Source organism: Candidatus Phyllobacterium onerii (genome assembly GCF_028331445.1).
Lineage (GTDB): Bacteria > Pseudomonadota > Alphaproteobacteria > Rhizobiales > Rhizobiaceae > Phyllobacterium > Phyllobacterium onerii.
This window is the reverse complement of sequence record NZ_JAQMHX010000008.1, coordinates 240253-265702: the sequence shown is the minus strand read 5'-3', so window position 1 is coordinate 265702 and position 25450 is coordinate 240253. Positions and strand designations below refer to the sequence as shown.

The window sequence follows — 25450 nt, the reverse complement described above, 5'->3', positions numbered from 1 at the left end:
AATGTCAAACACCAATGAAGATATCCCCGCATTCGCGCGCAACGCGATCAATCTTGCATCGGCTGGCCTCGGGGCAAAGCCGATCTTCGCCACAGACGAGTTTTTCGCACCGCTAGAACGCATGCTGAGCGATGAGCCTGCGATTTTCTATCCTGAAAAATTCGACGACAACGGCAAGTGGATGGACGGCTGGGAAACGCGCCGGCGCCGCAGCAGCGGACATGATTATGCGGTCGTCCAGCTTGCCGCGCCGGGCACCATCGTCGGTTTCGATGTCGACACAGCCCATTTCACAGGGAACTACCCTCCTGCCTGCCGTATCGAAGCTTGTAATACAACGGGCAAACCTGACGAAACCACCTTGTGGACGGAGGTGCTCGGATTGAGCCAACTCGGCGCTAGTTCGCACCACTACTTTACTTGCGGCTCGAAGCAAGTGTGGACTCATGTTCGCCTGCACATACACCCGGATGGCGGCGTTGCGCGCCTGCGTGTTTACGGTCAGCCGTCGCTGGATATTGATAGCGTCAATGGTGAGGCAGTCGATCTCGCTTCCTCGCTTCTTGGCGGCCGTGTCGTCGCCATGTCGAATGCGCATTATGGCTATCAGCGCCTGCTCGCACCAGGTCGCGGCATCAATATGGGCGACGGTTGGGAAACACGCCGCAGGCGCGAGCCAGGCAATGACTGGATCATCATCAAGCTTGCCGCGCGCGGAACCATTGAAAGCGCAATTGTGGATACTGCCCACTTCAAGGGGAACTATCCGGATGCCTGCTCGATTCAGGTCGCCGATCTTGGCAATGCCGGCGAGAGTCTCGACGAGTTGGTTGTCGCTTCATCCATGTTCTGGGAAGAGATTCTGCCTGTCCAGAAGTTGTCCGCGGACAACATCCATGAATATGGCGGCAACCAGATCAAGCAAAACGGCGCAGTGACGCACGCTCGCTTCAACATCTATCCGGATGGTGGTGTGAGCAGGTTGCGGCTGTTTGGTAAGATCGCGCGCGGATAATCAAATGCGCGAAATCGTCATTCAACACTTGACCCGGGAGGCGTTTGCGCCTTTCGGGGATGTCATTGAGGTAGAAGGTGCAAGCAGCTTGCCCATCAATCATGGCATGTGCGTGCGCTACCATGATCTGGCCAAGGTCGAGACGATGGGAGACAACGCACGTACTATGATCAGTTTGCTGCGCGGCAAACCTTATGAACTGCCCCTCAAGCTGGAAATGGTCGAACGGCATCCTTTGGGCAGCCAAGCCTTCGTGCCCTTGTCAAGCAATCCGTTTCTCGTCGTGGCAGCTCACGACCACCCCGATGGCCCAACCGATCCTGTCGCCTTTCTGACGCAACCGGGCCAAGGTGTGAACATTCATCGCAACGTGTGGCACGGCATTTTGACGCCGCTTCAGGGAGAGTCAGACTTTGTTGTCATCGACCGGGGCGGCGATGGCGTCAATCTGCAAGAGCATTTCTATCCCGAAGCGTTTCTTATTCGCTAACTCCGACACACGCGCCAAAAAGGCCGCTCTCCTCTGGAAGGGCGGCCTTTGTTTTGCGTTAAGACGCTCAGTTCAGGGGAATTGAGTTCTCGTCCTTGCTGGACTGATATTGCTCCGAGAGTACCGCATATTTTGCACCGATTGCCGCAGCACGGTTTTGCAGTCTTTCCCGATCCGGCTCCGGAAGCTCCGCAATCATCTTGTGGATGGAATAACTTTTCCAGAACGCGTTTTCCTTATTGTAGCCGCCCGGTTCCAACGTGAAAACTTCCTTCAAGATTTTGAGATCATGCGGGATTGCAAATGCATCGCGCGAATCTTCGTGGCTGAAGAAGTAGTAGAAATTGTCAAAACCTGCCCAGGTGATAGCCGAAAGGCACATGGAGCAAGGTTCGTGGGTCGACAAGAAAATCAGTTCGCGCGGATCTGGGCGGGTATCCTCCGCCATCTCGAAGAATCGCTTCAACGCATGAACCTCGCCATGCCATAGCGGGTTTTCCGTCTCGTTATTGGTCTCTGCCAAGACAAGCGACAGATCCGATTTGCACAGTAGCGCGGCACCGAAGATCTTGTTTCCTGCGGCTACGCCGCTCTCGGTCTTCGGGATAATCCGGTGCTCGATCGTATCAAGCAGTACCTCAACAAGGTTGTTCGTCGCGGTTTTCTGCTCCATCGGTGGCTTTCTGATCAAGGATTGTTTGATATTCAAAATAGCAATGGCGCGGATGCGACGCAATCGCCGCATCCGCGCCGGATCGTGAGGTCAGCCCGGAAACAGCGCGAACTTTATGACAAAGAGCGCAGCCACAAGCCATGTAGCGGGGTGCACAACACTTGCCTTGCCCGTGAATGTCTTCAGCACGACATAGCTGATGAACCCGAAGGCGAGACCGTTCGCTATCGAATATGTGAAGGGGATCATCAAAGCGGTTATCGCTGCCGGGGTCGACTCCGTGACATCGCCCCATTCGATATCGACGAGTTCATGCATCATGAGCCCCGCCACATAGAGCAACGCTGGAGCGGTTGCATAACCCGGCACGGAAGCCGCTAGCGGCGAGATGAATAGCGCCGCCAGGAACAGCAGAGCGATGGTCAACGCGGTCAAACCTGTACGCCCGCCAGCTTGAACGCCCGAGGCACTTTCGACATAGGCGGTCGTGCTGCTGGTCCCGAGCAACGAGCCGGCCACGATGGCCGTGCTGTCGGCAAACAATGCGCGGCCAAGATTATTCGGCTTCCCCTCTTCGATCAGCCCGGCGCGCTTGCTGACGCCGATCAAGGTTCCGGTCGCATCAAACACCTCGACAAGCACGAATACGAGGATGACCTGCAGAAGTCCGGTATGCAACGCACCCATGATATCAAGCTGGAGGAAGGTTGGTGCCAGACTTGGCGGCGCTGAAAACACGCCCTTGAACTCACTCACGCCAAGGATCATCGACAGGACCGTCACAACAAGAATGCCGATCAGAATTGCCCCGCGAACTTTGAGCGCATCGAGCGCTGCGATGACGAAGAAGCCCAGGATCGCGAGCAGGGCCCCAGTACTTCCAAGGTGACCCAACCCAACGAAGGTCGCGGGATTTGCCACGACAATGCCGGAATTTTTCAACGCTATGAATGCGAGGAAGAGGCCGATACCCGCCGCGATCGCGCTCCGCAATGATTTGGGAATGCCTGCGACAAGCCAGCGACGTATTCCGGTTACGGTAAGCAGCAGAAAGATGCAGCCCGAGATGAACACTGCTCCGAGCGCCTGCTGCCAGCTGAAACCCATCGCCGCTACGACCGTAAAGGCGAAGAAGGCGTTGAGGCCCATGCCGGGCGCCATGCCAATCGGCCAATTGGCGACCAGCGCCATCACGCCCGAACCAAGTGCAGCGGCGATACAGGTCGCGACAAACACAGCATTGCGATCCATCCCCGTCGAGGACAAGATCTCTGGATTGACGAAAATGATATACGACATTGTCAGGAACGTCGTCAGTCCTGCCAACACTTCCGTGCGTACCGATGTATTGTGGTCGTTAAGCTTGAAAAGCTTTTCGAGCATAGTTCCTCCCCTTGGCAAAAGCCTAAGTCTCCGGTTGCCTGGCAAGCGCGCTACGCGTCAGTGCAGGCTGCCTCTTTTGAGTTTTCGATAATTCTCCTATCAAGAGATGGCAGGCATACACTCCTCCGCATACCGCCGCTCCTCAGTGTCGCCACTGCAAATGGGATTGTGCGATTTTCGTCGCGGCGATGCTAGGCACCTATTCCGCATTCATTTGCGAAACACCTTCAATATTTTCTTGAGCTTTATGATGGATTTACCGCGTCGCAACGATGAATATACGAGGGAATGGCAACAGCACTATCCCGTCATCCATCGGCTTGTAGGATTGAGCCAAACGTTGCCTGTACTTGTCAAGAAAATCTGCGCGTTCATCGTCGTTGAGCAGAGAAAGATACGGGCGCAACCCTGAACCCTTAAACCATTCAATGATGCCTTCCAGCCCCTGCAACGGGTGATGATAGGTCGTGCGCCAAACGTCGACGTGTTGGCAATGGGGTCGTAGCAAATGATAATAGAATGATGCGGTGCCTATTTCGCTACGGGTGGCATCCGCCTGCGTTACCCTTGCCGCCCAGCGCTCGTCAGCCGCTACCTCCCGCATAGCGACATGTGTCGCCTCCTGCAGATTATCTGGCATCTGTATCGCCAGAGAACCTCCTGTATTGAGGAAACCCATCAGCCGCGGGAACAGCCGGTCGTGGTCAGGCAGCCACTGCATGACGGCATTGGCATAGAGAAGATCGAAATTCTTTTGCGGCTGCCACATATCAATGTCGGTGACCGCAAATTCGCAACCCGGCAGTCGCTCCTTTGCCTTAGCGGTCATATCCGCAGAAGAATCGATCCCAAGAACTTCAGCATGCGGATACCGCTCTACAAGCAGTTCGGTGGAATTGCCTGGGCCGCAGCCGAGATCCACCGCCAATTTCACATTCTGATTGGGAACGGCGGAAAGCAGGTCATTTGCCGGGCGGGTTCGTTCGTCCTCGAATTTGAGATACTGGTCAGGCGACCAATCGGCTTTTCTCATATGCGACTCATGCTCCCTCTCACTCACTAGACCAAGCCTAGCATGGCTATCACGCCAACAAACCTGATAGAATGCATCGCTTCGATTGAGGACAGATATTCTATTGGATTCGTCGCATAATGTCGGACGCTATCGTCTTGACGATATTCTCAGGCGTGAGGATGCTGGCCTTGCTTTCCTGGACCTCCTTTTCCGGAGGTGGAGCAGTAAAATCTGTAGGATTGGCTTCGTCGGGGAAAAACGCAGGACCAACAGTCCTTACACTTTTATGGGGCGTCTCAGCTTCATCAACGTCTCCCTGAGCAGGTTCCTCCGACAGCGTATCGACATCTGGCTCTCCGGTCTCTTTCACCACTGATGTAGTAGGTTTGGATTGGGGAACGATGAGCTTCGGTGCGGCAGCCATCATATCGGCTTGAGCATGGCACGTGCAACCCGGCACGGCTTTGACACCCGCCGTGCGGTAATTGAATGCGTTGGGAAGTTCACTATAGGGCTTCTTGTCGGCGATGGATATCATTGCATCCGACTCCTGTTCGGGCACCGCGTGATAGTATAATTTCGCGTTTCCGGCCGGACACATCGCACTGCAAGCATTTTGATCACGCGCAAAATATTTGGGCTTCGTCGAAAACGAGATCGGGAAATAGTATCCATCGCATGTACGCACGCAAATGGTTCGATAACCCTTTTTGACAACGCCGTTAACGCTCGGCTCTGTCCCTTCATACGTCGCTGCAAGCGTCTCCGGCGCCGCAGACACCTTGCGGTGTGCCTCGCGTTCATCCAATTGCCGTTTGACCATTATTCTGGAAGCAGGCTTCTGCTCCTCGTCAGCTCGCGCGCCAAACAAAACTTCTAATAGGGTCTTTCGACGGACATTGGTTGAATCATTGTTTCTACCAATCGAAGCCACCCTTTCATTACAGCCTCTGGCCTCCATTGAGGCCAGAATCTGCTGGCGCGAAGGTTGTGCCGAACCGGATCTTTCACCTGCATTTTGAAGTCTTGCGAGTTTGGCGGACATCGCGTCAATCGTTTGAACATAGCGCTTGCAGAGTGCAGGATTCCCGCGAGAAAATAGGAAGCCTCCACAGCCTGCGTTGCTTGCCTTCGCCCGCACCTGTTGAAGCTGCAGCGCTTGTCGCTGCACCAGAGGGCTGTTCTTCTGTGAAACACTTCTGCCGCTTGAGGCGGCCACCAATTGCCGCTGCAAGGTCGCGCATGCCGCAGGAGCGGCGTGGGCGGTTTTGAGGGATGTCGGAACAAGCGCCGATATCAACCCGGTCACAACTAAAAGTTGAAAGAAAGGAAACAGCCGCGTTGCCATCTGCAGCCTCCGAGATGCCGCCAACTTTGAAGAAAGCTTGATCGCGTTAAATGTCGGGAAAAACGAATGCTTGGCGGAGTTGCCAGATCGCAATACTCCCGAAATTTGGCGAAGCTTCCTATATGAGAATAACTCATTCTTACATTTAACGTAATCCCAATTATTTATTTGTCATATTAATATTAATGACGATTTCGTGAATTACTGGAATTCCTTTCGTCAGCAACTTGTCTAACCATTAGCCAGCTTTCCGACTTTACCGTCGAGTTATACTCCTGCCGGCACGCGAAATTGGAATCCATTACCTAATAGATAGCTGGCTATGATTCGCGCGCACCTATTACATTTAGAATGTACCAAGGAATTCTCGGATAATTCGTTTCTGATATACAGTAACCTTTACCATTATCTGCAAAGACTCTCGACAACACTTCAGGAATCGCATTTGTTGTCACTAATATTGATGGAGTGCAGAGCGGGAGGTGATCCAATGTCTAACAAGCTGTTATCAGCCATTTTGATTAGTATCGCGCTGGTTTCTTGGCCGGCATCGGCCTTGGCGGACGTCGGCTATACAACCGGAAATGTCAATCTCCGCGCAGGACCGGGAACCAGTTACGCTCGTGTCGGAACGTTGCCCGAAGGTACGCGCATCAACGTTCTTGGGTGTCAGCCGAGTTGGTGCCACGTGGCGAGTCAAGGTGTGCGTGGATGGCTTTCTGCCAATTATGTCCAGCGGACGAGGGTTGTCGTACAGCGCCCAGTGGTCATTCGACCTACTGTCGTTGTAAGACCGCCATATCATTATGGTCATGGTTATCGTCCCCGCCCCAAACCCAACCGTCCGCGACCCAACTGCAAAATAGCACCCGGATTCCCTTGCAGGTAACTATGTGACGAAGAGGCGGGATGGCCCTTGGTGCTTTTCCCGCCGTGGTACTGCAACCATTTCCGAGAATGCATAATTTTCTAGACCCGATGTCGGGATTGGCCATAGTGGATCGTCTTCACATCAGAAGGAACGATCCCATGCTTTACGCCATACTTTGCTATAACCCGGAAGACGTCGTCAGTTCCTGGACCAAGGAAGAAGATGACGCAGTGATGGCGCGCCTTGCTGTCGTCCAGGAAAAGCTTACCAAGCAGGGACGTCTTGGCCCTGTCGCAAGGCTTCTTCCGACTACTGCTGCGACCACCCTTCGCAAAGGTCGCGAGGACCCTATCGTCATAGACGGGCCCTTTGCCGAGACAAAAGAGCAACTTCTCGGGTTTTACATTGTCGATTGTCAGTCACTGGACGAGGCACTTGAAACGGCGCGAGACCTTGCACGCGCAAATCCGGGCACCGGCTCCTACGAGATAAGGCCGGTCGGCATCTTCAGGCAAGGATCGAGTTTTCCATGAACGACACGAACTGGATCGATGCAGCCCTCGTTGCGGCGCGCCCACAGGCAGTCGGTGCATTGCTCCGCTACTTCCGCAATCTCGATACGGCGGAAGAGGCATTTCAGGAGGCCTGCCTTCGTGCGCTGAAAAGCTGGGGAAAGAACGGTCCGCCGCGAGATCCCACCGCGTGGCTGATCTTTGTCGGGCGTAACAGTGCGATCGACGTCGTTCGGCGGCAGGTAAAGCAACAACCTCTACCGCCCGAGGAACTCCTATCTGACCTGGAAGATGCGGAAACCGCCATCGTCGACAAGATAGACGGTTCAGACTACCGTGACGATATTCTGCGCCTGCTGTTCATTTGCTGTCATCCAGATCTTCCCCCAACGCAGCAAATCCCCTTGGCGCTCCGGATCGTGTCAGGCCTGTCTGTCCGGCAGATCGCCCGCGCCTTTCTCGTCGGCGAGAGCGCAATGGAGCAGCGGATAACACGCGCAAAGAGTCGTATTGGAGCTGGCGAAATACCATTCGAAACGCCTGGGCCAATCGAACGGGCCGAGCGGCTCGCAGCAGTCGCAGCCATGGTCTACCTGATCTTCAACGAAGGTTACTCGACCGGTAGCACTGAAGCACAAGCACGATCACCACTATGCGACGAAGCCATCCGCCTTTCGCGATTGCTCCTGCGAATCTTCCCTACTGAGCCGGAGATTATGGGATTGACCGCACTCCTGCTGCTGCAAAGTGCCCGATCTGAGGCTCGTTTCGATGCGGATGGCTCGGTGATATTGCTGGAGAACCAGGATCGTGATCTCTGGAATCGCAGCATGATCAATGAAGGATTAGCGCTGATCGACAAGGCAATGCGCCACAGAGCACCCGGTCCCTATCAGATTCAGGCCGCAATCGCTGCGTTGCATGCACGGGCCAAGCGCGCAGAGGACACGGATTGGACCGAGATAGATCTGCTTTACGCAGCACTCGAAAGGCTGACCCCCTCGCCCGTCATCACGCTCAATCGGGCGGTCGCCGTTGCAAAGGTGCGAGGTCCCGCCGAAGCGCTGGCTCTGATCGAGCCCCTGGAGGACAGGCTCTCCGGTTATTTTCATTTCTTCGGTGTCAAAGGTGGCCTCCTGATGAAGATAGGCCGCACCAGCGAAGCTAGGGAGGCGTTCAATCGCGCAATCTCTCTCGCTAACACGGCTGCAGAAGCCGCCCACATCCGCATGCATCTTGATCGGCTTGCGCAAGACTGACTCCACCAACTGGACTGATTCTACCAATTGAATTGATTTTCGCAGCCGTGTCGGATCGGCGGTTGTTCATTCGTCCTTGGTTCAGAGGTAACGAAGGAGAACAAAATGACCACACACGACGAGAAAATCACAGTTGCAGCTGTAATAGAGGACTGGTCGAAAGCAATCAGCAACAAGAACGCCGCGCAAGTCTTGGCTCATCTTGCCGATGATGTTGTACAGTTCACGCTTGCTCCACCGCTGCGGCAAGGCGATGAGGACCTGCAAGGCTGGTTCGATACGTGGGAGGGATCAATCGGCATTGAAACACGCGACATGGCGATTACGGCCGGCGACGATGTAGCTTTCGCGACCAGTCTCGTCCGCATGACGGGACAGAAAACCGACGGCGAGAAGCCTGACGTCTGGTTTCGCCAGACGATTGGCTTGATCAAGCAGAATGGCACATGGAAAATCTCGCATGAACACGCCTCCGTGCCTTTCTATATGGATGGCAGCTTCAAGGCTGCCGTCGATCTGAAGCCCTAGTCCCACCCGCATACCGCCGAATTCGCGCGATACAGGAAGTCCATTCCTGCAATCGCGCGAACTCACCTGTGCTTAAGCAATACTTCGTCGCTAGTTTCGGTGACTTTGTCACGTCCCTGTCATGAAAAGCGGGATAAGAACCACTTCGGATTCCCCCAAAGACACATTGTCACAAGGACGCAATCTTTAGATCGCCAACTTGGATTGGCGCGCGCGGCGTCATTGCCGCTATTCCTGGCTACCGCATTTCGAAGGAAGCACACGATGAACGAATTGATTCTTACCGGCGCCCGCGTCGTTCTTGACGATGCAATCATCAATGGTTCGGTGCAAATCGTCGATGGCACGATAGCCAGTATAGACATGGGGCGTTCCGCGGTGCCGGGTTCGATTGACGTCGCCGGCGATTATATTCTGCCTGGTCTCGTCGATGCTCACACCGATCACCTTGAAAAACATGTGTTTCCGCGCGCTCACGTCAAATGGGATATGCTACGGGCGGTCATGGCACATGATGCTCAAATCATCGGCGGCGGTGTCACAACGGTTTTTGATTCGCTTTGTGTCGGCGCTACCATAAAAAATCCCGAACGCCGCGAGATACTCGGACCGATGATCGACGCGCTCGAATATGCCGGTGCGAAGGGCATGATGCGGGCCGAGCACCTCGTGCATCTGCGCTGCGAGATCACCGATAACATGACGCCGGCGCTGATTGCGGAAAACATCGACCGGGACATTGTGCGTGTGATCTCGATCATGGAGCACATTCCGGGTAAGCGCCAAAGTCATGATGTGTCGAACTATCTCGACCGGAGAATGAAGGAAACCGGCAAGGATCGAGCGGCCGTCGAAGAAGAAACACGGGAGTTGCTGGAAAGCCTCGAAGCAAGTTCAAGTGAAGTGCGGCACCTCGTCGTCGAATTTGCCAAGACGCGCGGCCTGCCCATGTTCAGTCACGACGATCTGACTGTCGAGCATATCCGCATGGCGCATGCCGAAGGGGTGCGTGTGGCAGAGTTCCCGGTCAGCATCGAGGCTGCGCGTGAGGCGCGGGCCCAATCGATGTTGATTGTGGCGGGTGCACCAAATGTGCTGCGTGGCGGGTCACAGTCGGGCAACGTGGCCGTGACTGAACTGCTTGCCGAGGGACTGGTAGACATCCTGACTTCAGATTATGTGCCGCGTTCCATGCTGGATTGCGCGTTTTTATTGGCAAACCGGCCGGAATTCGACACTGACCTGCCTTCGGCTGTCCGCATGATGACCAGCGTTCCCGCGCGGGTCTGCGGTCTTGACGACCGCGGCGAAGTCCTTCCGGGCTTGCGTGCAGACCTTATTCGGGTACATCTGGCGGACAACATCCCCGTCATCCGCTCCGTGTGGCGGCAAGGACGGCTCGTCAACTAAATGGAAAAATCATGACCGAAATGCTCGTCACCAATGCCCGGCTGGTCCTGGCGGATCGCACCCTCGATGGGTCCATGGGCGTTCGAGATGGCCTGATCCAGGACATCGGAGAAGGGCCAAGCTCCGTTACTAATGCAGTTGATTTTGAAGGCGATTTTCTTATTCCTGGCTTCGTCGAGCTTCACACGGACAACCTCGAAAAGCATCTGCAGCCGCGGCCCGGGGTCATGTGGCCCTCAAGTGCCGCATCGGTGGTTGCGCACGATGTGCAGATTGCCGGCGCTGGAATTACTACAGTATTCGATGCTGTCGCAGTCGGCGAATATTCTTCGGCAAGCGCCCGCCGCCAGATGATCACAACTACAGTGGAAACTGTTGCCAATCCGCGTGTTCGAGAAGTACTTCGCAGCGAGCATCTGTTGCATCTGCGCTGTGAGCTGGCAGATCCGGCTGTGCTCGATATCTACAAGCCGATTGCGGACAACCCTTACGTCAAGCTCGTCTCGTTGATGGATCATACACCCGGCCAGCGGCAATGGGCGGATCTCGCCAAATGGCGGCAATTCAATCGCGACAAAAAATGGACGGATCTTGAATTCGACCAGATGGTTGCAGATCGAATCGCGGCGCAATCTCAATATGTTAACCGCTATCGAACCGCCGTGATCGACCTTGCTCGCCAGCATGGCACTGTGTTGGCCAGCCACGATGACACAACGCCGGAGCACGTCGACGAAGCCATGAACGACGGCATCTCCATATCGGAGTTTCCGACAAGTATAGATGCTGCAGACCACGCCCACCGGCGCGGTATGAAAGTCGTCATGGGTGCACCGAATGTGGTTCGTGGCGGGTCGCATTCAGGCAACGTCTCGGCGATCGATCTGGTGCAGCAGGATCTTCTTGACGGACTTTCATCCGACTATGTGCCTTCCAGCCTGATGCAATCGGTGTTTTTGCTCAACCAAAGCGCAGGAATCGATCTTGCGAAGGCGGTATCGTTCGTATCAGCCAATCCGGCTCGCATGGTCGGCCTGAACGACCGTGGCGTTATTGAGATAGGCAAGCGGGCCGATTTCAGCAGAGTCCGTCTAATAGATGGCGTTCCGGTCATATTGAGCGTATGGCGGGAAGGAAGGCGCGTCTCCTGACGCGCCAGTATCGTTAAGTACTATACTTTTCGACAAAAGCCTCGGCGCTCAAGGCGCGCATATCCGAAAGCGTTTCTCCAAGCTTTTCGTGGCTCCAGTCCCACCAGGCGAGAGCAATCAACTTCTCCGCAAGTATTTCCGGATGGCGGCGCCTGATGATTTTTGCCGGCACGCCAGCAACAATGGTATATGGCTCGACATCCTTGGTCACTACGGCCGAAGAGCCGACGACGGCACCATCTCCGATAGTAATTCCCGGCATGATAACGGCTCCGTGACCAATCCACACATCATTGCCGATGTTCACCTTGTGATCGCGGCGCCATTGGAAGAATTCATCGTCATCGCCAAGATCAAAACCAAACTGTCGCGAGCGATAACTGTAATGATGCTGGCTGGCGCGCCACGTTGCATGATTTCCCGGATTGATCCGGGTAAAGGCGGCGATCGAACAGAACTTGCCGATCTTTGCGTAAATTATTGAGCCGTCATGCACGATATAGCTGTAGTCGCCGAACTCCGTTTCGGCGATGGCCGTGCGCGCGCCAACCTCGGTATATTGCCCCAGCGTACTATCCCGCACGGTTGCCGTCGGGTGAATTGTCGGGGCAATCCCCAGCATCTTTTCGCTCATTTTCAACGCCTCTTATGGTCATATCAATCGTTCGGCGGCTTTCTAAGCTCCGCATGCGACAACAATATGAATGTATTGGACAATTCTGCTTTATCAGGACAGATCAATCGGTGTTTTGTGCGCGGCGATATCGTGCGGCAGGATGGTCTGGCGCTCGATCATGCGATGCACGCGCGGTTCCGAAAGACCGCGGTGCAACGCGCGGATCCGATCCCCGATGGCGGCATCAGCCTGGGTGCGCCGCTGATTGTGACGCACATACTCGACCCAGGTCGGCGTGTGGTAACTTTCGGTCCATATTTCGGGGTTCTCCAGATCGCGCATCAGCGCCCAATGCCCTGCCCCATCGCGAATGCGGACGCGACGCCGGGCGGCCATAACCACAAGGAAATCAGGGACATCGTCCTCGGCAATCACATAATCGATCATGATGACGATAGGGCCGCTGCGCGGTTTCAGGTCGAGTTTCAGCAGCGGCTCGCTGAAGCGATTGAGTGGATCGAGATTGAGCGTTTTAAACTCTGGCAAAGCATAGCGCAGGCCAATCGCCGCGCCGAACAACATGACTATACTTGAAGCGAGCAATGCCCTGTCTGCGCCATACTCGCCCGCTGCAACGCCCCATAACCAGCTGCCGCCGGCGATGCCGCCAAAAGTCGTCGTCTGGTAAAGCGATAAGGCGCGGCCGACCACCCAGCGCGGCGTCGAGAGCTGCACCGTCACGTTGAACAGCGAAAGCGCAAGCACCCAGCATGCACCGGAAAGCAGCAATGCGACATTGGTCGGCCAGACATTGCTGCTCACTGCGGTGAGGCCAGCACTCACTGCGAAGCCAATAAAGGCAATGCGAACAATGGCTTCGCTCGACAGATATTCCCGCAGACGCGCGCTGATCAATGCACCGGCGATCGCCCCGATGCCGAAGGAGCCGAGCATGACACCGTAAACCAGCGGGCCGCCATGGACGAGATCACGCGCCACCAGTGGTAAAAGAGCGAGAACGGCGCTGGCGGAGAGGCCGAAAATGAAGCTGCGAAAAATGACTTTTCCGATGTTCGGAGACATCGCGACGTAGCGCAGACCAGCGGAAATCGCCCGCCCCAAAGTTTCGCGCGGCAAGGGATTGGCGTCGTATTTCGGCTGCCAGCGGAACAATGCATATATCAACGGCAAATAACTTACAGTATTGACTGCGAACGCAGCTGCGGCACCTGCTATAGCGACAATCACACCGCCGATGGCAGGGCCAACGCTGCGGGTAATATTGAAGCCCATGCTGTTCAATGCGACCGCATTCGGCAAATCATCGCGCGGTACCATATCCCCCACCGAAGCCTGCCATGAAGGGTTGTTCAGCGCCGTTCCGCACCCGATCAAGAAAGTGAAGCAGAGCAGCAGCCACGGCGTGATCAGGTTGAAGTGAGAGAACAAGGTTAGAAAAACCGATACGCCGAGCATGAAACACTGCGCGACAAGCATCACCCGGCGGCGGTTGAAATTGTCGGCAAGAGCGCCGGATACCAACGAAAACAGCATGATAGGCAGTGCCGTCGACGCCTGCACCAGCGCAACCATGTCCACGGAATCGGAGATGGTTGTCATCATCCAGGCCGCGCCGACTGACTGGATCAGGGAACCGAAATTGGAGGAAAGACTCGCGAGCCAGACAGTTCTGAAAATATCGTGTCTGAATGGCGCGAGTGGCGATGCCCGGTCTGTCACCTCGTCAACTTTCTTCTTTGGAAGACATTGGCGTTACTATCCCGTTATAAGCGAGACTCCACCGATTGCCAGTCGTCGAATTCCGCCCTCCCGCCAATTTGCGGGTTTCTCACAACTTCATACAATTAGATTAAACGCGCCGGTTGAAAATCTTGCGCCAGATTCGAGGTTCCTTATGTGAGATTCCGACATTCATATGTGAGAACCGCAAGAAGGCGCGCGATATCTGCGCCAAAAACAGCTTTCAAACCCTCGAGAATGGCAGTTTCCGGCAATTCGGCGGCAGATTAATTGAACGAGCGTTTCTTTAATTTTTTTGTCAGCTGCCCCCACTCTCTCCGTCATCCTCGGGCTTGACCCGAGGACCCACGGCCAAGTGGCGCTGCACACCAATTCTTCCGAAGCGTTTCAGTAGGATTTGGTTCTGTGTACCGTATCGCCGTCTTGCTGAAACGCGTCGAGTTGGTTGAAACGCTGATGGGTCCTCGGGTCAAGCCCGAGGATGACGGAAAGCAAGGCGCCCTTTTTCAAATACTGTTCATACCATCTCATCAAAATCAGCGGCAGGAATCAGTTACCTGCCTCGCCGGAACAGAATTTCGCCCTTGCCGGACACGGCAACGTCGCCGCCAAATTTACCCGGTCTTGCGCCGAGCAGCGGCTTGTCCATGATTTTCTCCTGGATAAGAAACCGGTCGAACACGCCCGAAAAAGCGATGTCGGTTTCACCGCAGTCAACAAAGGTCGGGGCAAGATTTTCCGGGCGGCGGTCGAGGAACAGGGACCCGCGCTTCATCAGGTAACCGGGCATCGCGCCAACGCGGCCGGCAACGACAATCGACCCGGCGATCATGCGGTAGCCGGCATAGTCACCGCAACCTTTGAGGATGGCAATGATGCCGCGGCGCAGTCTTTCGCCCGCATAATTTCCGGCCTTGCCGCGAACGATCAGCAAACCGCCTTCCATGCCGGTGATTTCACCGGCAAGCGGCCCGCCGAGATAGTCTCCGGCATTACCCTTGATCTCAAGCCTACCATCGACCATCCCCGAACCCGCATGGTCGCCGGCGCTGCCGTCAATGAGCAGAGAACCGCCGGACATTTTCCTGCCCGCCTCAAGACCGACATTGCCGGTGACGCGAATGGCACCGCCGCTCAGCCCGGTGCCGACCTTGTCGAAACGCGCACTGCCGCCCTCGAAAATAATGCTCTGAAAATCTTTGCCGGTGACCTTGAAGATATCGCCCACCAAGGCGGGATCGCGAGTAGTTCCGATACGCAGCTTGGCGATCTGCACATCCGTCAACCCGGCCAGCCCGGCAGGTGTCAGAGCCGACAGGTCGAGACGTTCTTCCGGTTCGGCAAGCAGCGAGAAGGTCAGCGCTTTCATGGCAGCAGATCCTTCAGGTGGTAGTGGAACTTGCCGAGCTTGCCGCCATAATTGCCGGCGCTGATCCGAACCGCACCTCGCTTGGGCCCAAGTTCGATGACCGCCTTCAGTCCTGCGCGCATGGCAGCCGTCACAGCGTCGTCGGTCTCGCCATCGATGACGATCTCCAGCACTGCATTAACCTCCGGCGTCAGCGCGGAGTTGACAACGCCGCGCAGGGTCGGTGCAAAAGCATCATTCGTCGAAGCCATCATGCCCTTGTACTTGCCGCCGACTTTCGAGCCCGACCGGACGACGCCACCCGGGAACGGCATGATCGCGCCGGGCACCTTTTCGATCGCGGCTACGGCCCGTTCCGCCGCGCGCAGGGCCTTGGCATTGTCGGCAGCAAGGAGCAGGAGATTGCCGCCGCCAACGGCAAGCTTGGTCAGCCCCGTCGTTGCCTCGCACAGGAACTCGCCATCCATCACCGGCACGCGCCAATAGTGCTTGCCACCAAACTTCTTCGATATCTGCCAGCCATCGCCGAAATAGCGCAGCGCATTGCCGAGATCGAGCGGCGCTGTTCCTTCAAGATCGGCAAAGCAGGCGCTGCCGGGCGATGTCAGCACACACTGACCGAGGCGGTTCTTCAACTGCTTCTGCAACTCGTCCGTGCCCATGGCAAAAATCATGACACGGCAACCCGGCCGGCCATCCGGGGTTTTCGACGCGGGCAAATCCCTGTCGATGGCCGCCTCGCAGCCGCAGCCGATAACCGAGGTCGCATAACCAGTCATGGTGATGGCGGCCTGCCGCGCCCACTTCAACGTCGGCGCCGTGATGATGATCGCAGTGGCGCGCATGCCGAAGGCTTCGGCGAACGTGTCGTCGATAACGACGCCATTGCGGTTCAACTGATGCATCCCGTTCATGAAATCACCTCCGCAAATGGGTCCGGACGCTGGATTGCGGAATCCGGGAAGGTGAACCAGTCGAGCGAAAGACCGTAGCGCTCTTCGTGGTAGGCTTGCATGCGCTTGACCATCGCCTTGTCCGGCGGCGGGTTGAGGCGCAGAGTCTTGCCCCAGCGATAATGGGTGACCTTGCCGTTCTTGACGACGAGATCGCCATTCTTGAAGACCAGCGCGGCTTCGCGGAACATTTTTGCGATGTCCCTGCCCTTGCGATAGACCGCGACATCGGCGATGGCGCCGGCCCCGAGATGGCCGCGATCCTTGAGGCCAAGGAGCTTGGCGGGAGCTGCACGGGTCATGATGGCGATCTCTTCCAGCGTGTATTCACGGCGAACCGAGGCAAGTGTCGTCAGACCGAGCGCCGTTGCATTGAGCTCGGTGGATTTCGCATCGCGGGCATTGCTGCTCATCAAGAGTTCGAAGAGTTCCGGATAGGCGGTGAAAGGCGCGCCGTTCGGATGATCGGTGGTGAAGTAGACGCGCCATGGGTCGGTGATGAGCAGGAAAAGCTCGAGGCCGACGGCCCATTGCAGCGAGCCGTAATAGTCCTGTTTATAGCGATAGGGCACGATGCCGCCGCCGCCATTGCCGTCGCCATCGAGAATCACGGTCTTTTTCGGGCTGGCATTGCCGATCGCGGAAAACTGCCGCATCACGTCCGACGAGATTGTCACCGTCTGGCCGAACATCACCTGGCCAATGTCGATTGTGACATCCGGATTAGCGTTGACGGCTTCCGCCAGCCGAGCCGCTTCCGACGAGAATTTACGCTTGCCCTCGGTGCCATAGCCATAGAACTGCAGATGGGCGAGATGCAGCGGCACCCCTTCTGTCGCGGCAATCGTCGCAGCAGCCGTGTCGGCACTGCCGGCAATGCCGAGATTGTTGGCGTGCACATGCAGGGGATGCGGAACGCCAAGCCGCGTCACAGATGCCTGCAGCGACTTGACGATCTTGCGCGAGCTGACGCCATATTCCGGCACGATATCATCGAGCGAGAACGAGCGGACATTCTCCTTGAAGGCCGCCGCCGCGCCGGCATTGATAACTTTAACACCCAAGGCGCGGCTTGAGCCGATGATCCAGGCGACATAATCGTCGAGCATCGCCTTGGATTTGCTATCGCGGAGGAGCGACAGGGTAAAATCATCATTGCCGAGGATCGCAAGCGTCGCCTTGTCGATGATCGGGATGTCGGCGAGTTCGAGATGCGTATGCAAAGCGGCATACGGCGCCATCGCTGGCTCGACAACGGTGGTAAAACCCATCTGCGCGTAGAGCGTGCCGGTCTGGAAGGTCGACCAGCCGGCGTTCGACAGTGGTGTATTGGCCGGGCGCGGCAGGTGCGCGCGGTGATGCTCGGGTAGAAGCAGGCGCGCGGTGTTCACATTGCCGCCGCCAATATGCGAATGGATATCGATGGCTCCGGCCATGACGATGCAGCCGGAGACGTCGTGCGTCTCGTCCGCCGTCGCGCCCTTCGGCGCATCGACAAGCAGGCCGTCCCTGATCCAGACGTCGCGCTTTGCGGTTGCGCCGTTGACGGGATCGACGACCTCTCCGCCGGTAAGACGAATCAGCATGGCAGAGCCTTCTTGCCTGGAAGAGCTTCCGCGAGTTGACCTATGATGCTCGAGACGCTCGGCAGTTGCGAAGGTTGGGCGGCCTGCACCGCCCTGAATGTGCCGGTCCGGCTCGAGTACGAAACGCCATCATGATCGATGCCGGCCTTGCCGACGGAAATCGTGACTTTGGCACCCGACGTTGGAGCATTGGTTTTGCTCAGCGATATCAGCGGTATCTTTCCCCCCAGAGGGGGAGTTTCACCACCCCTCGTCGACATCCAGACATGAAGGTCCGCTTCCTTGTCGCGGATCATGCGCTGGATGTCCCATCGCCCGGGGTCATAGCTTGGGAGGCTATTCGAAAAACCTGTTCGGGGCGGAAAGCCCGTCATCCATAGCGAGGTGAGCGCCGTGCCCCACGCGTCGTCATCGGCAGGGAGAAACACGCTGCTGGCGCGGCCGGTCTTGTTGAGATCAGCGATCAGGCCCTGCAGCATGACGAGGCCGGCCGTGTCGCCCGACGTGCCCGAGAAGACGAACACCGGGAATTGCGCGGTAGCCAGGGCCTTCTTGAAACGTTCGATATTGCTCAAGGAGGCAGCAATGCGCTGGCCCTGCAACGCGGCGCGAAGCACGCCAAGCGCGGCAGGAAGGGACAGTCCCTCTCCGCGCAGCGGTATCGCTTTCAACTTGCGGGCGAGCCTGCCAGCTTCGGTCGTTTCGATTCCACCGATATGGAACAAGCTGCGCTTGTGCCTGTCGCCAAGATCCGGCTGCGAATCTGCCCAGGCCTGCAGGAGTTCGTGATGGGCGGCGGGAATTTCGCCGACGATGACGATCAGGCTGGAACGGCGGCGCGCTTCTCCCGGAGTCGTGAACATGCCGCCGTGATCGGTGAACAGGGCGACCTCTTTGGCAAGCACATCACCCGCGGCATGATCGTAAGCACCGCCTAACCTTTCGGCGAGCGCTATGGCACTGCGCGTACCATGCACATCCGCATCGAGGGTGAAAACTGGACAGCGGCTGGATGCCAGAAGCTTTGCAGCATTCCGAACAGCATCCGTCAAAGGTACCGGCTGGCTGCCAATCCATGCAACCGACATATTCCGCAACTTTCTGGTGCCTGCCTAAACTTAGCTACCTTTTTTTCGAATGTGAACCCTGTCGGTATGCAAAAAATTTCAGATCAATCGTCGTACTTAACGTAGGCGAAGCGCTGGTCGGTTTGCGGCGTTCCTTCCAGCGATCCCGCCTCCTTGCCCGGTTGCCAGTGAACGACGCTCTCGATCTTTTTGGCGAGCTCGAAATCCTTGTCGGTGATGCCCTTGGCCGCATGGTTCTGCAGCAGGACCTCGACCCATGCATAGGAGGCCTTCAGATCCGGATGATGCCAGGCGGCTTCGGCGAGATGGCCAACGGTGTTGATCACCATCAGGGTCGACTTCCAGCCATGGGTCTTGTATTTGCGGCGAATCCAGCCGTTCTCATAGCGCCAGTGCGGCAAATCCGCCTTGAGCTTTTCGTTGATTTCGCTTTCGGAATATACCTTTTCCTTGGGCTTCTTCTCGTCGGTCATAGGCGATACTCCACTTCTTCGTTGATGATGCTTGCACCTCGGTCGAAAGACGATATCATAGTGCAGGGCCCGATTTTTGAGATTGTGTAAAGAATAGCAAATGTCGGAATCCGTCACCATTAAAGTCCCGGCGCGCCTTCATCTCGGCTTTCTCGATATACCGCGTTCTGGCACCGACCGCTTCGGCAGCGTCGGCTTGCCTGTGCAGGATATCGCGACAGTCCTGACGATTTCCCGTTCGGCCGAGACACAGGTTCATGGTGACGAACAGGCGCGCATCGAACAGCATGCCGTGACACTGTGCGATCATCTCGGCATCAAGGCGCAACACCGTATCCATGTGCAGCGAGCGATCCCGCGGCATATAGGCCTCGGTTCCGGCACGCAGATCGCCCTGGCTGTTGCTGCTGCTATCCGCACGCTGCATGGTCTGCCGCTCGACGCCGTCAACGACGCTGTCCTGCTCGGACGCGGCTCCCGCTCCGGCATCGGTATCGCTGCATTCGACGAGGGCGGCGTGATCGTCGATGCGGGAAAAGGCGCTGGCAGCGCGGCACCCACCGTTATTTCGCGCATACCGTTTCCTGAAGCCTGGCGCATCATCCTCGTCTTCGATGCCTCGACGCAAGGCATCCATGGCGAGGCCGAGATCGAAGCTTTCCGGACATTACCGCCGTTCCCGGTCGAAACCTCGGCTGCAATCTGCCGCCATGTGCTGATGGGTAGCATGCCGGCGCTGATCGAGCAGGATCTCCCATCATTCGGCCGCGCTGTGGAAGCGATACAGGCCGAGATCGGCAACTATTTCGCACCGGCGCAGGGCGGCGTCTTCACCAGCAAGCATGTCGAAGCCGCTATACGGCAGCTGGCACAGGCGGGTGCTGTGGGCATCGGCCAGAGCTCATGGGGACCGACGGGTTTCGCCTTTGCTGCCTCGCAGTCGGAGGCGACGCGCATTGTCGATGCGATCGGCGGGCGGTCGCCCGGCACCACCATCCAGATCGTTGGGGGCAGAAATGCAGGTGCGGATATCACGCACACCACGTTGAACTTCGCAACAGCTTAGGGCCCATTATCAAAGGAGCGGAAACAGTGAGCCGCAAAACCATCCTTCACATGCTGACACCACTTCGGCAAATGAGCCCGTTCGACGTCAATATGGCGCTCGATGCAGGCTACCACGCCGTGGTGCCCTACACGGACGTCACCCTTGCCGATGTCGGCAATCTCGTCCAGGACGCGATTTTTTCGCGCCCGCCGGATGCGGGGGTTGCGACAGGCATCTTCCTTGCGGGCAAGGATGCGCCGACGGCACTCGACATGCTCGATGCGGCGAAGAAAGCCATGGTGCCGCCATTCGAAATATCGGTTTTCGCCGATCCGGCAGGCTCGTTCACCACGGCGGCGGCGATGGTCGCCAAAGTCGAAAAGGCGCTGATCAAGCACCATGACCGCGAATTGAACGGAACCTCGGTGGCGGTCTTCGGTGCGACGGGTGTCGTGGGTTATTGCACAGCGGTCATCGCCGCCGAACAGGGCGCGCGGGTGACGATCGTGGGTCACGATGGCATTGAGCGCGTGCAGGAGATTGCAGCGTCGATCAAGCAGCGCTTCGGCGTAATCGTCGAGCCTGTCGACGGTTCGACGGAAGCCAAAAAGGCTGCAATCGTCGAAGGTACGGAAGTCGTGCTGGCGGCGGCAAAGGCTGGCATTCAGGTGATTTCGCGGGCGCAGCTCGGTTCTGCAGGCGGGCTTCTGGTCGCCGCCGATGTGAATGCTGTCCCGCCGGCAGGTATCGAGGGTTTGAAAGTCAATGCCAATGGCGAGCCACTCGATGCGACGCAGGCTGTCGGCATTGGTCCACTCTCCATCGGCAATGTCAAATACAAGACGCAAGCCGGTTTGTTTGAACAGATGATCAAGGCGAAAAAGCCGGTTATCTTTGATTTTCGGGATGCATTCACCCTTGCTCGCGACCTCGCCAAATAATCCCGCGATCCTGATCGCCGCGATTTCCGGACGCTCTCTCGCAGCGGCGGCGCGGCGTGCCGGTTTCCGGCCGCTGGTCGCCGACCTTTTCAACGATGCCGATACGCTGGCATTGGCGGACCGCGCATTGAAACTTTCCGGCAGCCTCCAATGCGGAATCGACCAGGAACGGATCACCCAGACGCTGATTGAACTTGCAGGCGATGACCAGCCGGTAGGCGTGATCTACGGTTCGGGTTTCGAGCGCAGGCCGGAGATGATCGAGGCGATTTCTCGCCAGTTCCAGATCGCCGGCAACACTGCGGAAACAGTCCGCGTGGTGAAGGACCCGGCCGGACTGGCGCGGCTATGTTCCGAGCTCTCGATACCGCATCCCGATATTCGATTCGATGCGCCGGAACATCCGCAAGAATGGCTGACCAAGCTCGCCGGCGGTGCCGGTGGTTCGCACGTGAAGCCAGCCAATGGCAATGCGTCCGGACACGAGCATTATTTCCAGCGCTTCATTCCGGGCAGGAACGTTTCCGCGCTCTTTCTCGCTGACAGGCGAGAGGCGCACATTGTGGGATTCAGCCGGCAATGGTCGTCGCCTTCGGAGCACACGCCATTTCGCTATGGCGGTGCGGTGCGACTGCGGCGCTACGACAAAAACAAGGCAGCACAGATCAAGGCTTGGCTGACGGCTTTAACGAAACGCACCGGCCTTGCCGGCCTCAACAGCGCCGATTTCATCGATGGCGATGCAGGCCTCAATCTGATCGAGATCAATCCGCGCCCCGGCGCGACACTCGACATTTTCGACTGCGACCAGACGCCGCTGCTGCGCGAACACTTACGCGCCGTCATGGGATCCAACATAACCTTGCCCGCCTATAAGGGCTCGACCGCTTCGGCGATCGCCTACACGGCGAAAGCAATCAGCGCCTTTCCGAAAATCGATTGGCCGGCGCTGACGGCGGATCATCAGATGTCAGGAACAACACTTAAAGCAGGCGACCCTGTCTGCACGGTTTTTGCCACGGCTCCTTCCGCTGCAGCAGCGATGCGCGCCGTGAAGAGCCGCGTAAAGGAGCTCGCGGTTAACTGGAGGGGGGATTTTCCATGAGGGACGGTCATGCCTATCTGAACAGAAACGCGCAACGCATAGCCGACAGCATGATCGAGGATGCGGACCGGCTCGGCGTCAGTCACAGTCGCGGAAGCCTTGGCGAGCATTTGATCGATGCGGGCGCAAACAGTCCAGGCGGTATCGAGGCTGCCCTGCGTATCGTCGAAATCTGTCTCGGCGGGCTTGGAACCGTGTCGGCAGGGCTGAGCTCGGGCAAGTGGCCCTATTCGGTCGATGTCCGCTCGTCGCAACCAGTCCTCGCCTGCCTCGCCAGCCAGTATGCCGGATGGAATCTCTCGCACGAAAAGTATTTCGCCATGGGTTCCGGTCCCGTGCGTGCGCTTGCACGGGTGGAGCCGCTGTTTGAGGAAATCGCCTATCGCGAACCCAAGGCTCAATCATCGGTGATCGTGCTCGAAACCTCGACGCCGCCGCCCGGTGCAATCATCGAGAAGGTGTCGAAGGCGACAGGGCTTGCGCCTGACAAGCTGACCTTCATCTATGCTCCGACCCAAAGCCTGACGGGCGCGGTGCAGATTGTCGGGCGCGTGCTCGAAGTCGCCCTACACAAGGCGCATGACCTCAAATTCCCGCTGGCTGATATCGTCGACGGTGCAGGCCGCGCGCCGATCCCGGCGCCGCATCCGGACTTCCTGCAAGCCATGGGCCGGACCAACGATGCCATCATCTACGGCGGAACCGTCCAGCTGTTCGTCAAGGGCAGCGCCGAAGCCGCGCGCAACCTGGCGGAGCAACTGCCGAGCCATACGTCTCGCGACCATGGCCAGCCATTTGCCGATATTTTCAAGAAGTTCAAAGGGGATTTCTATGCCATCGATCCGCGTCTGTTCAGCCCCGCCGAGGTGATCGTTACAGCGATTGAAACCGGTGATACGTTCCGCCACGGTGGAATTCACAGCGCGATGCTGGAACAGTCCCTGGGCTGAGAGCCCGCACCGAAATTCTACAGCAAAACGGGCTCTGAGACGCAGACATGACAGATACGATACTGATCCTTTCGGACCGGCCCGACCGCCAGGTGAAACAGCTACGCGCCTCGCTGCGAAAGCTCGGGTTCAACGTCCTGGCGCTGCCGCTGGTGGATATCGGCTTCGACAGCCGCTACCCCTCTGGCATTGCCATCCCGCGCATGAACGGCGCCCTGCCCGCAGCAGTGATCGTGCGGTCGATTTCGTCGGGCACATTCGAGGCGATCACCCGCCGTCTCGGCATCCTGCACGCTTTTGCGCATCTTGGCGTTCCGGTATGGAACTCGGCCAAGGCTATCGAGCGTTGCGTCGATAAATCCACCACCACATTCCTGCTGGCACAGGCAGGACTGCCGACGCCGGAAACCTTTGCGGTGGAAAGCATTGCCAATGCCCAGCTGGTTGCGACCCGCGAGCTCGTGCACGGTCCACTGGTGTTGAAGCCGCTGTTCGGCTCTCAAGGGAAAGGCATTCGCCTGATCCGCAGCATCGAGGACCTGCCGGAGCCGGAAGAGGTCGATGATGTCTATTATCTGCAGCGTTTCGTGGCACGCCCCGGGCCTCCTTACTGCGACTATCGCGTTTTCACCTGCGATGGCGAAGTGTTGGGCATGATGGCACGCCGCGCCGAAGGCTGGATCACCAATATTGCCAAAGGGGCGAAAGCGGAGGCTGTCAAAGGGCCATTGCGCGCCAAGCTGGAAAGCCTTGCGCTTGCGGCTTCCGCAGCCATCGGCACCGACTTCGCCGGCATCGACATCATTCCGGCAGCCGACGGCAAATTGCTTGTTCTCGAGGTCAACAGCATGCCCGCCTGGACCGGGCTGCAATCCGTCGTTCCCGTGCGCATCGCCGATTGCATCGCCAACGCCCTGGCGGCTTGGATCGAGGACGAACTCGACGAGAGACCGGCGGCGTGACCCCGACGCGCGAGCAGATAAGGCGCGCCTATATCGATGCCTGTTATCAGGAGATCGACGCACTGAAGCCCGGCAATGTGCATCGTTTTGCCGACGGTCATCGCATGAGCGCCGAGCAGTTTTTCGAAAGCGCGCAGGCTTCATCGCAGGCGGTGACAGACCCTGCCCTTTCCACCGGACAACGCATTCTCGCGGCGGTTCGGGAGACGCGTCGCAAGGTCGGAACCAATACCAATCTCGGTATCCTGCTTTTATGCGCTCCCTTGGCCAAAGCGGCGGCAAATGGTGGGCCAGACCTTGAACGCGACCTTGCCACGATCCTTGACAAACTGGACGTCGATGATGCGCGCGATGTCTTTTCGGCGATCATGCTGGCGCAGCCCGGTGGCCTCGGCTCCGCGCCCAAACATGATGTCTCGACTATCCCGCAAGTGTCACTGCTGGAAGCGATGGGCGAAGCCGCGGATCGCGACATGATTGCCCGGCAATATGTCACCGGATTTGCCGATATTTTTGGCGGAGGTCTCGAGGCTTACAATGCCGCTGCGAAACGCGGCGAGCGCGCGATGTGGCCGGTGGTTTTTACCTATCTGTTTTTCCTTTCGGCATTTCTCGACAGCCATATTGTCCGCAAGCACGGCAGTGCAATTGCCGGAAAAACACAAAAGCAAGCGCAACAAATTCTGACACGCGTCGAAGTCCTCGACGATGGGAAAGAGCGCGAAAAATTGCTGCTTGCTTTCGACGCCCAATTGAAAGCCGACAACATCAATCCCGGAACCTCCGCAGACCTGACAGTGGCGACGCTTTTTGCATTTGGACTCAACTTGGTCTTGCATAATGGCGAGGTAAATGCTTGAATTTCCCAAGCGGATTTCGTCCGCTGCTATCTGGCCAACCGACCCCGCTCGAAGGGTGCTGTGAACAAGGATAGCTGTCCATC

25 protein-coding genes are annotated in these 25450 nt (G+C 57.4%); 14 read left to right on the top strand and 11 right to left on the bottom strand.

The genetic code is table 11. From position 1 onward, the window contains the following. Position 1 precedes the first annotated feature (1 nt). Both alc and PHA01_RS19620 read left to right on the top strand, forming a co-directional pair. Complete coding sequence (gene alc, locus PHA01_RS19625; RefSeq protein ID WP_271898048.1) at positions 2–1015, top strand: allantoicase; 1014 nt, start codon at positions 2–4, stop codon at positions 1013–1015. 4 nt (positions 1016–1019) lie between these two features. Continuing rightward, positions 1020–1505, top strand: coding sequence for an ureidoglycolate lyase (locus tag PHA01_RS19620; protein ID WP_271898047.1), 486 nt, complete (start codon positions 1020–1022; stop codon positions 1503–1505). Between the two features lie 67 nt (positions 1506–1572). Here the strand turns inward: PHA01_RS19620 and PHA01_RS19615 are convergent, their stop codons facing one another. From PHA01_RS19615 to PHA01_RS19600, 4 genes are all read right to left on the bottom strand, one after another. Continuing rightward, positions 1573–2178, bottom strand: coding sequence for a deaminase (locus PHA01_RS19615; RefSeq protein ID WP_271898046.1), 606 nt, complete (start codon positions 2176–2178; stop codon positions 1573–1575). Positions 2179–2268: 90 nt separating this feature from the next. Next, complete coding sequence (locus tag PHA01_RS19610; RefSeq protein WP_271898045.1) at positions 2269–3561, bottom strand: NCS2 family permease; 1293 nt, start codon at positions 3559–3561, stop codon at positions 2269–2271. Positions 3562–3817: 256 nt separating this feature from the next. Further along, positions 3818–4594 carry a trans-aconitate 2-methyltransferase gene (gene tam, locus PHA01_RS19605; protein WP_271898044.1) on the bottom strand — a complete coding sequence of 259 codons (777 nt, stop codon included), beginning with the start codon at positions 4592–4594 and terminating at the stop codon, positions 3818–3820. Between the two features lie 100 nt (positions 4595–4694). Then, complete coding sequence (locus PHA01_RS19600) at positions 4695–5924, bottom strand: DUF2865 domain-containing protein (protein ID WP_271898043.1); 1230 nt, start codon at positions 5922–5924, stop codon at positions 4695–4697. Between the two features lie 322 nt (positions 5925–6246). Here PHA01_RS19600 and PHA01_RS19595 point away from each other — a divergent pair, with 322 nt between their 5' ends. From PHA01_RS19595 to PHA01_RS19570, 6 genes are all read left to right on the top strand, one after another. Beyond that, positions 6247–6813 (top strand): SH3 domain-containing protein, encoded by a 567-nt coding sequence (locus PHA01_RS19595; RefSeq protein ID WP_334312041.1) that lies wholly within the window; start codon positions 6247–6249, stop codon positions 6811–6813. A 140-nt stretch (positions 6814–6953) separates the two neighbouring features. Next, entirely contained in the window at positions 6954–7328 is a 375-nt protein-coding gene (locus tag PHA01_RS19590; protein ID WP_271898041.1) for a YciI family protein, read from the top strand. Then, positions 7325–8566, top strand: a complete 1242-nt coding sequence (locus PHA01_RS19585) for an RNA polymerase sigma factor (protein WP_271898040.1) — start codon at positions 7325–7327, stop codon at positions 8564–8566. The genes PHA01_RS19590 and PHA01_RS19585 overlap by 4 nt, the downstream gene beginning before the upstream one ends. A 105-nt stretch (positions 8567–8671) precedes the next feature. Beyond that, positions 8672–9094, top strand: coding sequence for a YybH family protein (locus tag PHA01_RS19580; protein WP_271898039.1), 423 nt, complete (start codon positions 8672–8674; stop codon positions 9092–9094). Positions 9095–9358: 264 nt separating this feature from the next. Beyond that, on the top strand, positions 9359–10504 hold the full coding sequence (locus PHA01_RS19575) for an alpha-D-ribose 1-methylphosphonate 5-triphosphate diphosphatase (RefSeq protein ID WP_271898038.1): 1146 nt from the start codon (positions 9359–9361) through the stop codon (positions 10502–10504). Between the two features lie 11 nt (positions 10505–10515). Beyond that, complete coding sequence (locus PHA01_RS19570; RefSeq protein ID WP_271898037.1) at positions 10516–11655, top strand: alpha-D-ribose 1-methylphosphonate 5-triphosphate diphosphatase; 1140 nt, start codon at positions 10516–10518, stop codon at positions 11653–11655. A gap of 13 nt (positions 11656–11668) precedes the next feature. Here the strand turns inward: PHA01_RS19570 and PHA01_RS19565 are convergent, their stop codons facing one another. The 7 genes from PHA01_RS19565 to PHA01_RS19535 form a co-directional block, all read right to left on the bottom strand. Continuing rightward, complete coding sequence (locus tag PHA01_RS19565; RefSeq protein WP_271898036.1) at positions 11669–12289, bottom strand: DapH/DapD/GlmU-related protein; 621 nt, start codon at positions 12287–12289, stop codon at positions 11669–11671. Positions 12290–12382: 93 nt separating this feature from the next. Then, positions 12383–14011 carry an MFS transporter gene (locus PHA01_RS19560; protein WP_271898035.1) on the bottom strand — a complete coding sequence of 543 codons (1629 nt, stop codon included), beginning with the start codon at positions 14009–14011 and terminating at the stop codon, positions 12383–12385. A 574-nt stretch (positions 14012–14585) separates the two neighbouring features. Next, positions 14586–15401 (bottom strand): formylmethanofuran dehydrogenase subunit C, encoded by an 816-nt coding sequence (locus tag PHA01_RS19555; RefSeq protein WP_271898034.1) that lies wholly within the window; start codon positions 15399–15401, stop codon positions 14586–14588. Further along, entirely contained in the window at positions 15398–16306 is a 909-nt protein-coding gene (fhcD, locus tag PHA01_RS19550) for a formylmethanofuran--tetrahydromethanopterin N-formyltransferase (RefSeq protein WP_271898082.1), read from the bottom strand. The genes PHA01_RS19555 and fhcD overlap by 4 nt, the downstream gene beginning before the upstream one ends. Before the next feature lie 5 nt (positions 16307–16311). After that, positions 16312–17940: a formylmethanofuran dehydrogenase subunit A gene (locus PHA01_RS19545; RefSeq protein WP_271898033.1), complete on the bottom strand. Its 1629-nt coding sequence runs from the start codon at positions 17938–17940 to the stop codon at positions 16312–16314. Further along, positions 17934–19028 carry a molybdopterin-binding domain-containing protein gene (locus PHA01_RS19540; protein WP_271898032.1) on the bottom strand — a complete coding sequence of 365 codons (1095 nt, stop codon included), beginning with the start codon at positions 19026–19028 and terminating at the stop codon, positions 17934–17936. The genes PHA01_RS19545 and PHA01_RS19540 overlap by 7 nt, the downstream gene beginning before the upstream one ends. Positions 19029–19111: 83 nt before the next feature. Then, entirely contained in the window at positions 19112–19501 is a 390-nt protein-coding gene (locus PHA01_RS19535; protein ID WP_114431955.1) for a 4a-hydroxytetrahydrobiopterin dehydratase, read from the bottom strand. Positions 19502–19601: 100 nt separating this feature from the next. On the opposite strand from PHA01_RS19535, the gene PHA01_RS19530 reads away from it, so the two are divergent. The 6 genes from PHA01_RS19530 to PHA01_RS19505 are packed head-to-tail and all read left to right on the top strand — an operon-like array spanning position 19602 to position 25367. Then, the gene (locus tag PHA01_RS19530) at positions 19602–20567 is read left to right on the top strand and encodes a beta-ribofuranosylaminobenzene 5'-phosphate synthase family protein (RefSeq protein ID WP_271898031.1); all 966 of its coding nucleotides are present in this window, start codon (positions 19602–19604) and stop codon (positions 20565–20567) included. Positions 20568–20593: 26 nt separating this feature from the next. Next, complete coding sequence (locus PHA01_RS19525; protein ID WP_271898030.1) at positions 20594–21490, top strand: NAD(P)-dependent methylenetetrahydromethanopterin dehydrogenase; 897 nt, start codon at positions 20594–20596, stop codon at positions 21488–21490. Beyond that, positions 21456–22595: an ATP-grasp domain-containing protein gene (locus PHA01_RS19520; RefSeq protein WP_271898029.1), complete on the top strand. Its 1140-nt coding sequence runs from the start codon at positions 21456–21458 to the stop codon at positions 22593–22595. The genes PHA01_RS19525 and PHA01_RS19520 overlap by 35 nt, the downstream gene beginning before the upstream one ends. Next, complete coding sequence (gene mch / locus PHA01_RS19515) at positions 22592–23545, top strand: methenyltetrahydromethanopterin cyclohydrolase (protein WP_271898028.1); 954 nt, start codon at positions 22592–22594, stop codon at positions 23543–23545. The genes PHA01_RS19520 and mch overlap by 4 nt, the downstream gene beginning before the upstream one ends. 47 nt (positions 23546–23592) lie before the next feature. Continuing rightward, positions 23593–24507: an ATP-grasp domain-containing protein gene (locus tag PHA01_RS19510; protein ID WP_271898027.1), complete on the top strand. Its 915-nt coding sequence runs from the start codon at positions 23593–23595 to the stop codon at positions 24505–24507. Continuing rightward, on the top strand, positions 24504–25367 hold the full coding sequence (locus PHA01_RS19505; RefSeq protein ID WP_271898026.1) for a triphosphoribosyl-dephospho-CoA synthase: 864 nt from the start codon (positions 24504–24506) through the stop codon (positions 25365–25367). The genes PHA01_RS19510 and PHA01_RS19505 overlap by 4 nt, the downstream gene beginning before the upstream one ends. The last annotated feature ends 83 nt before the right edge of the window (positions 25368–25450 follow it).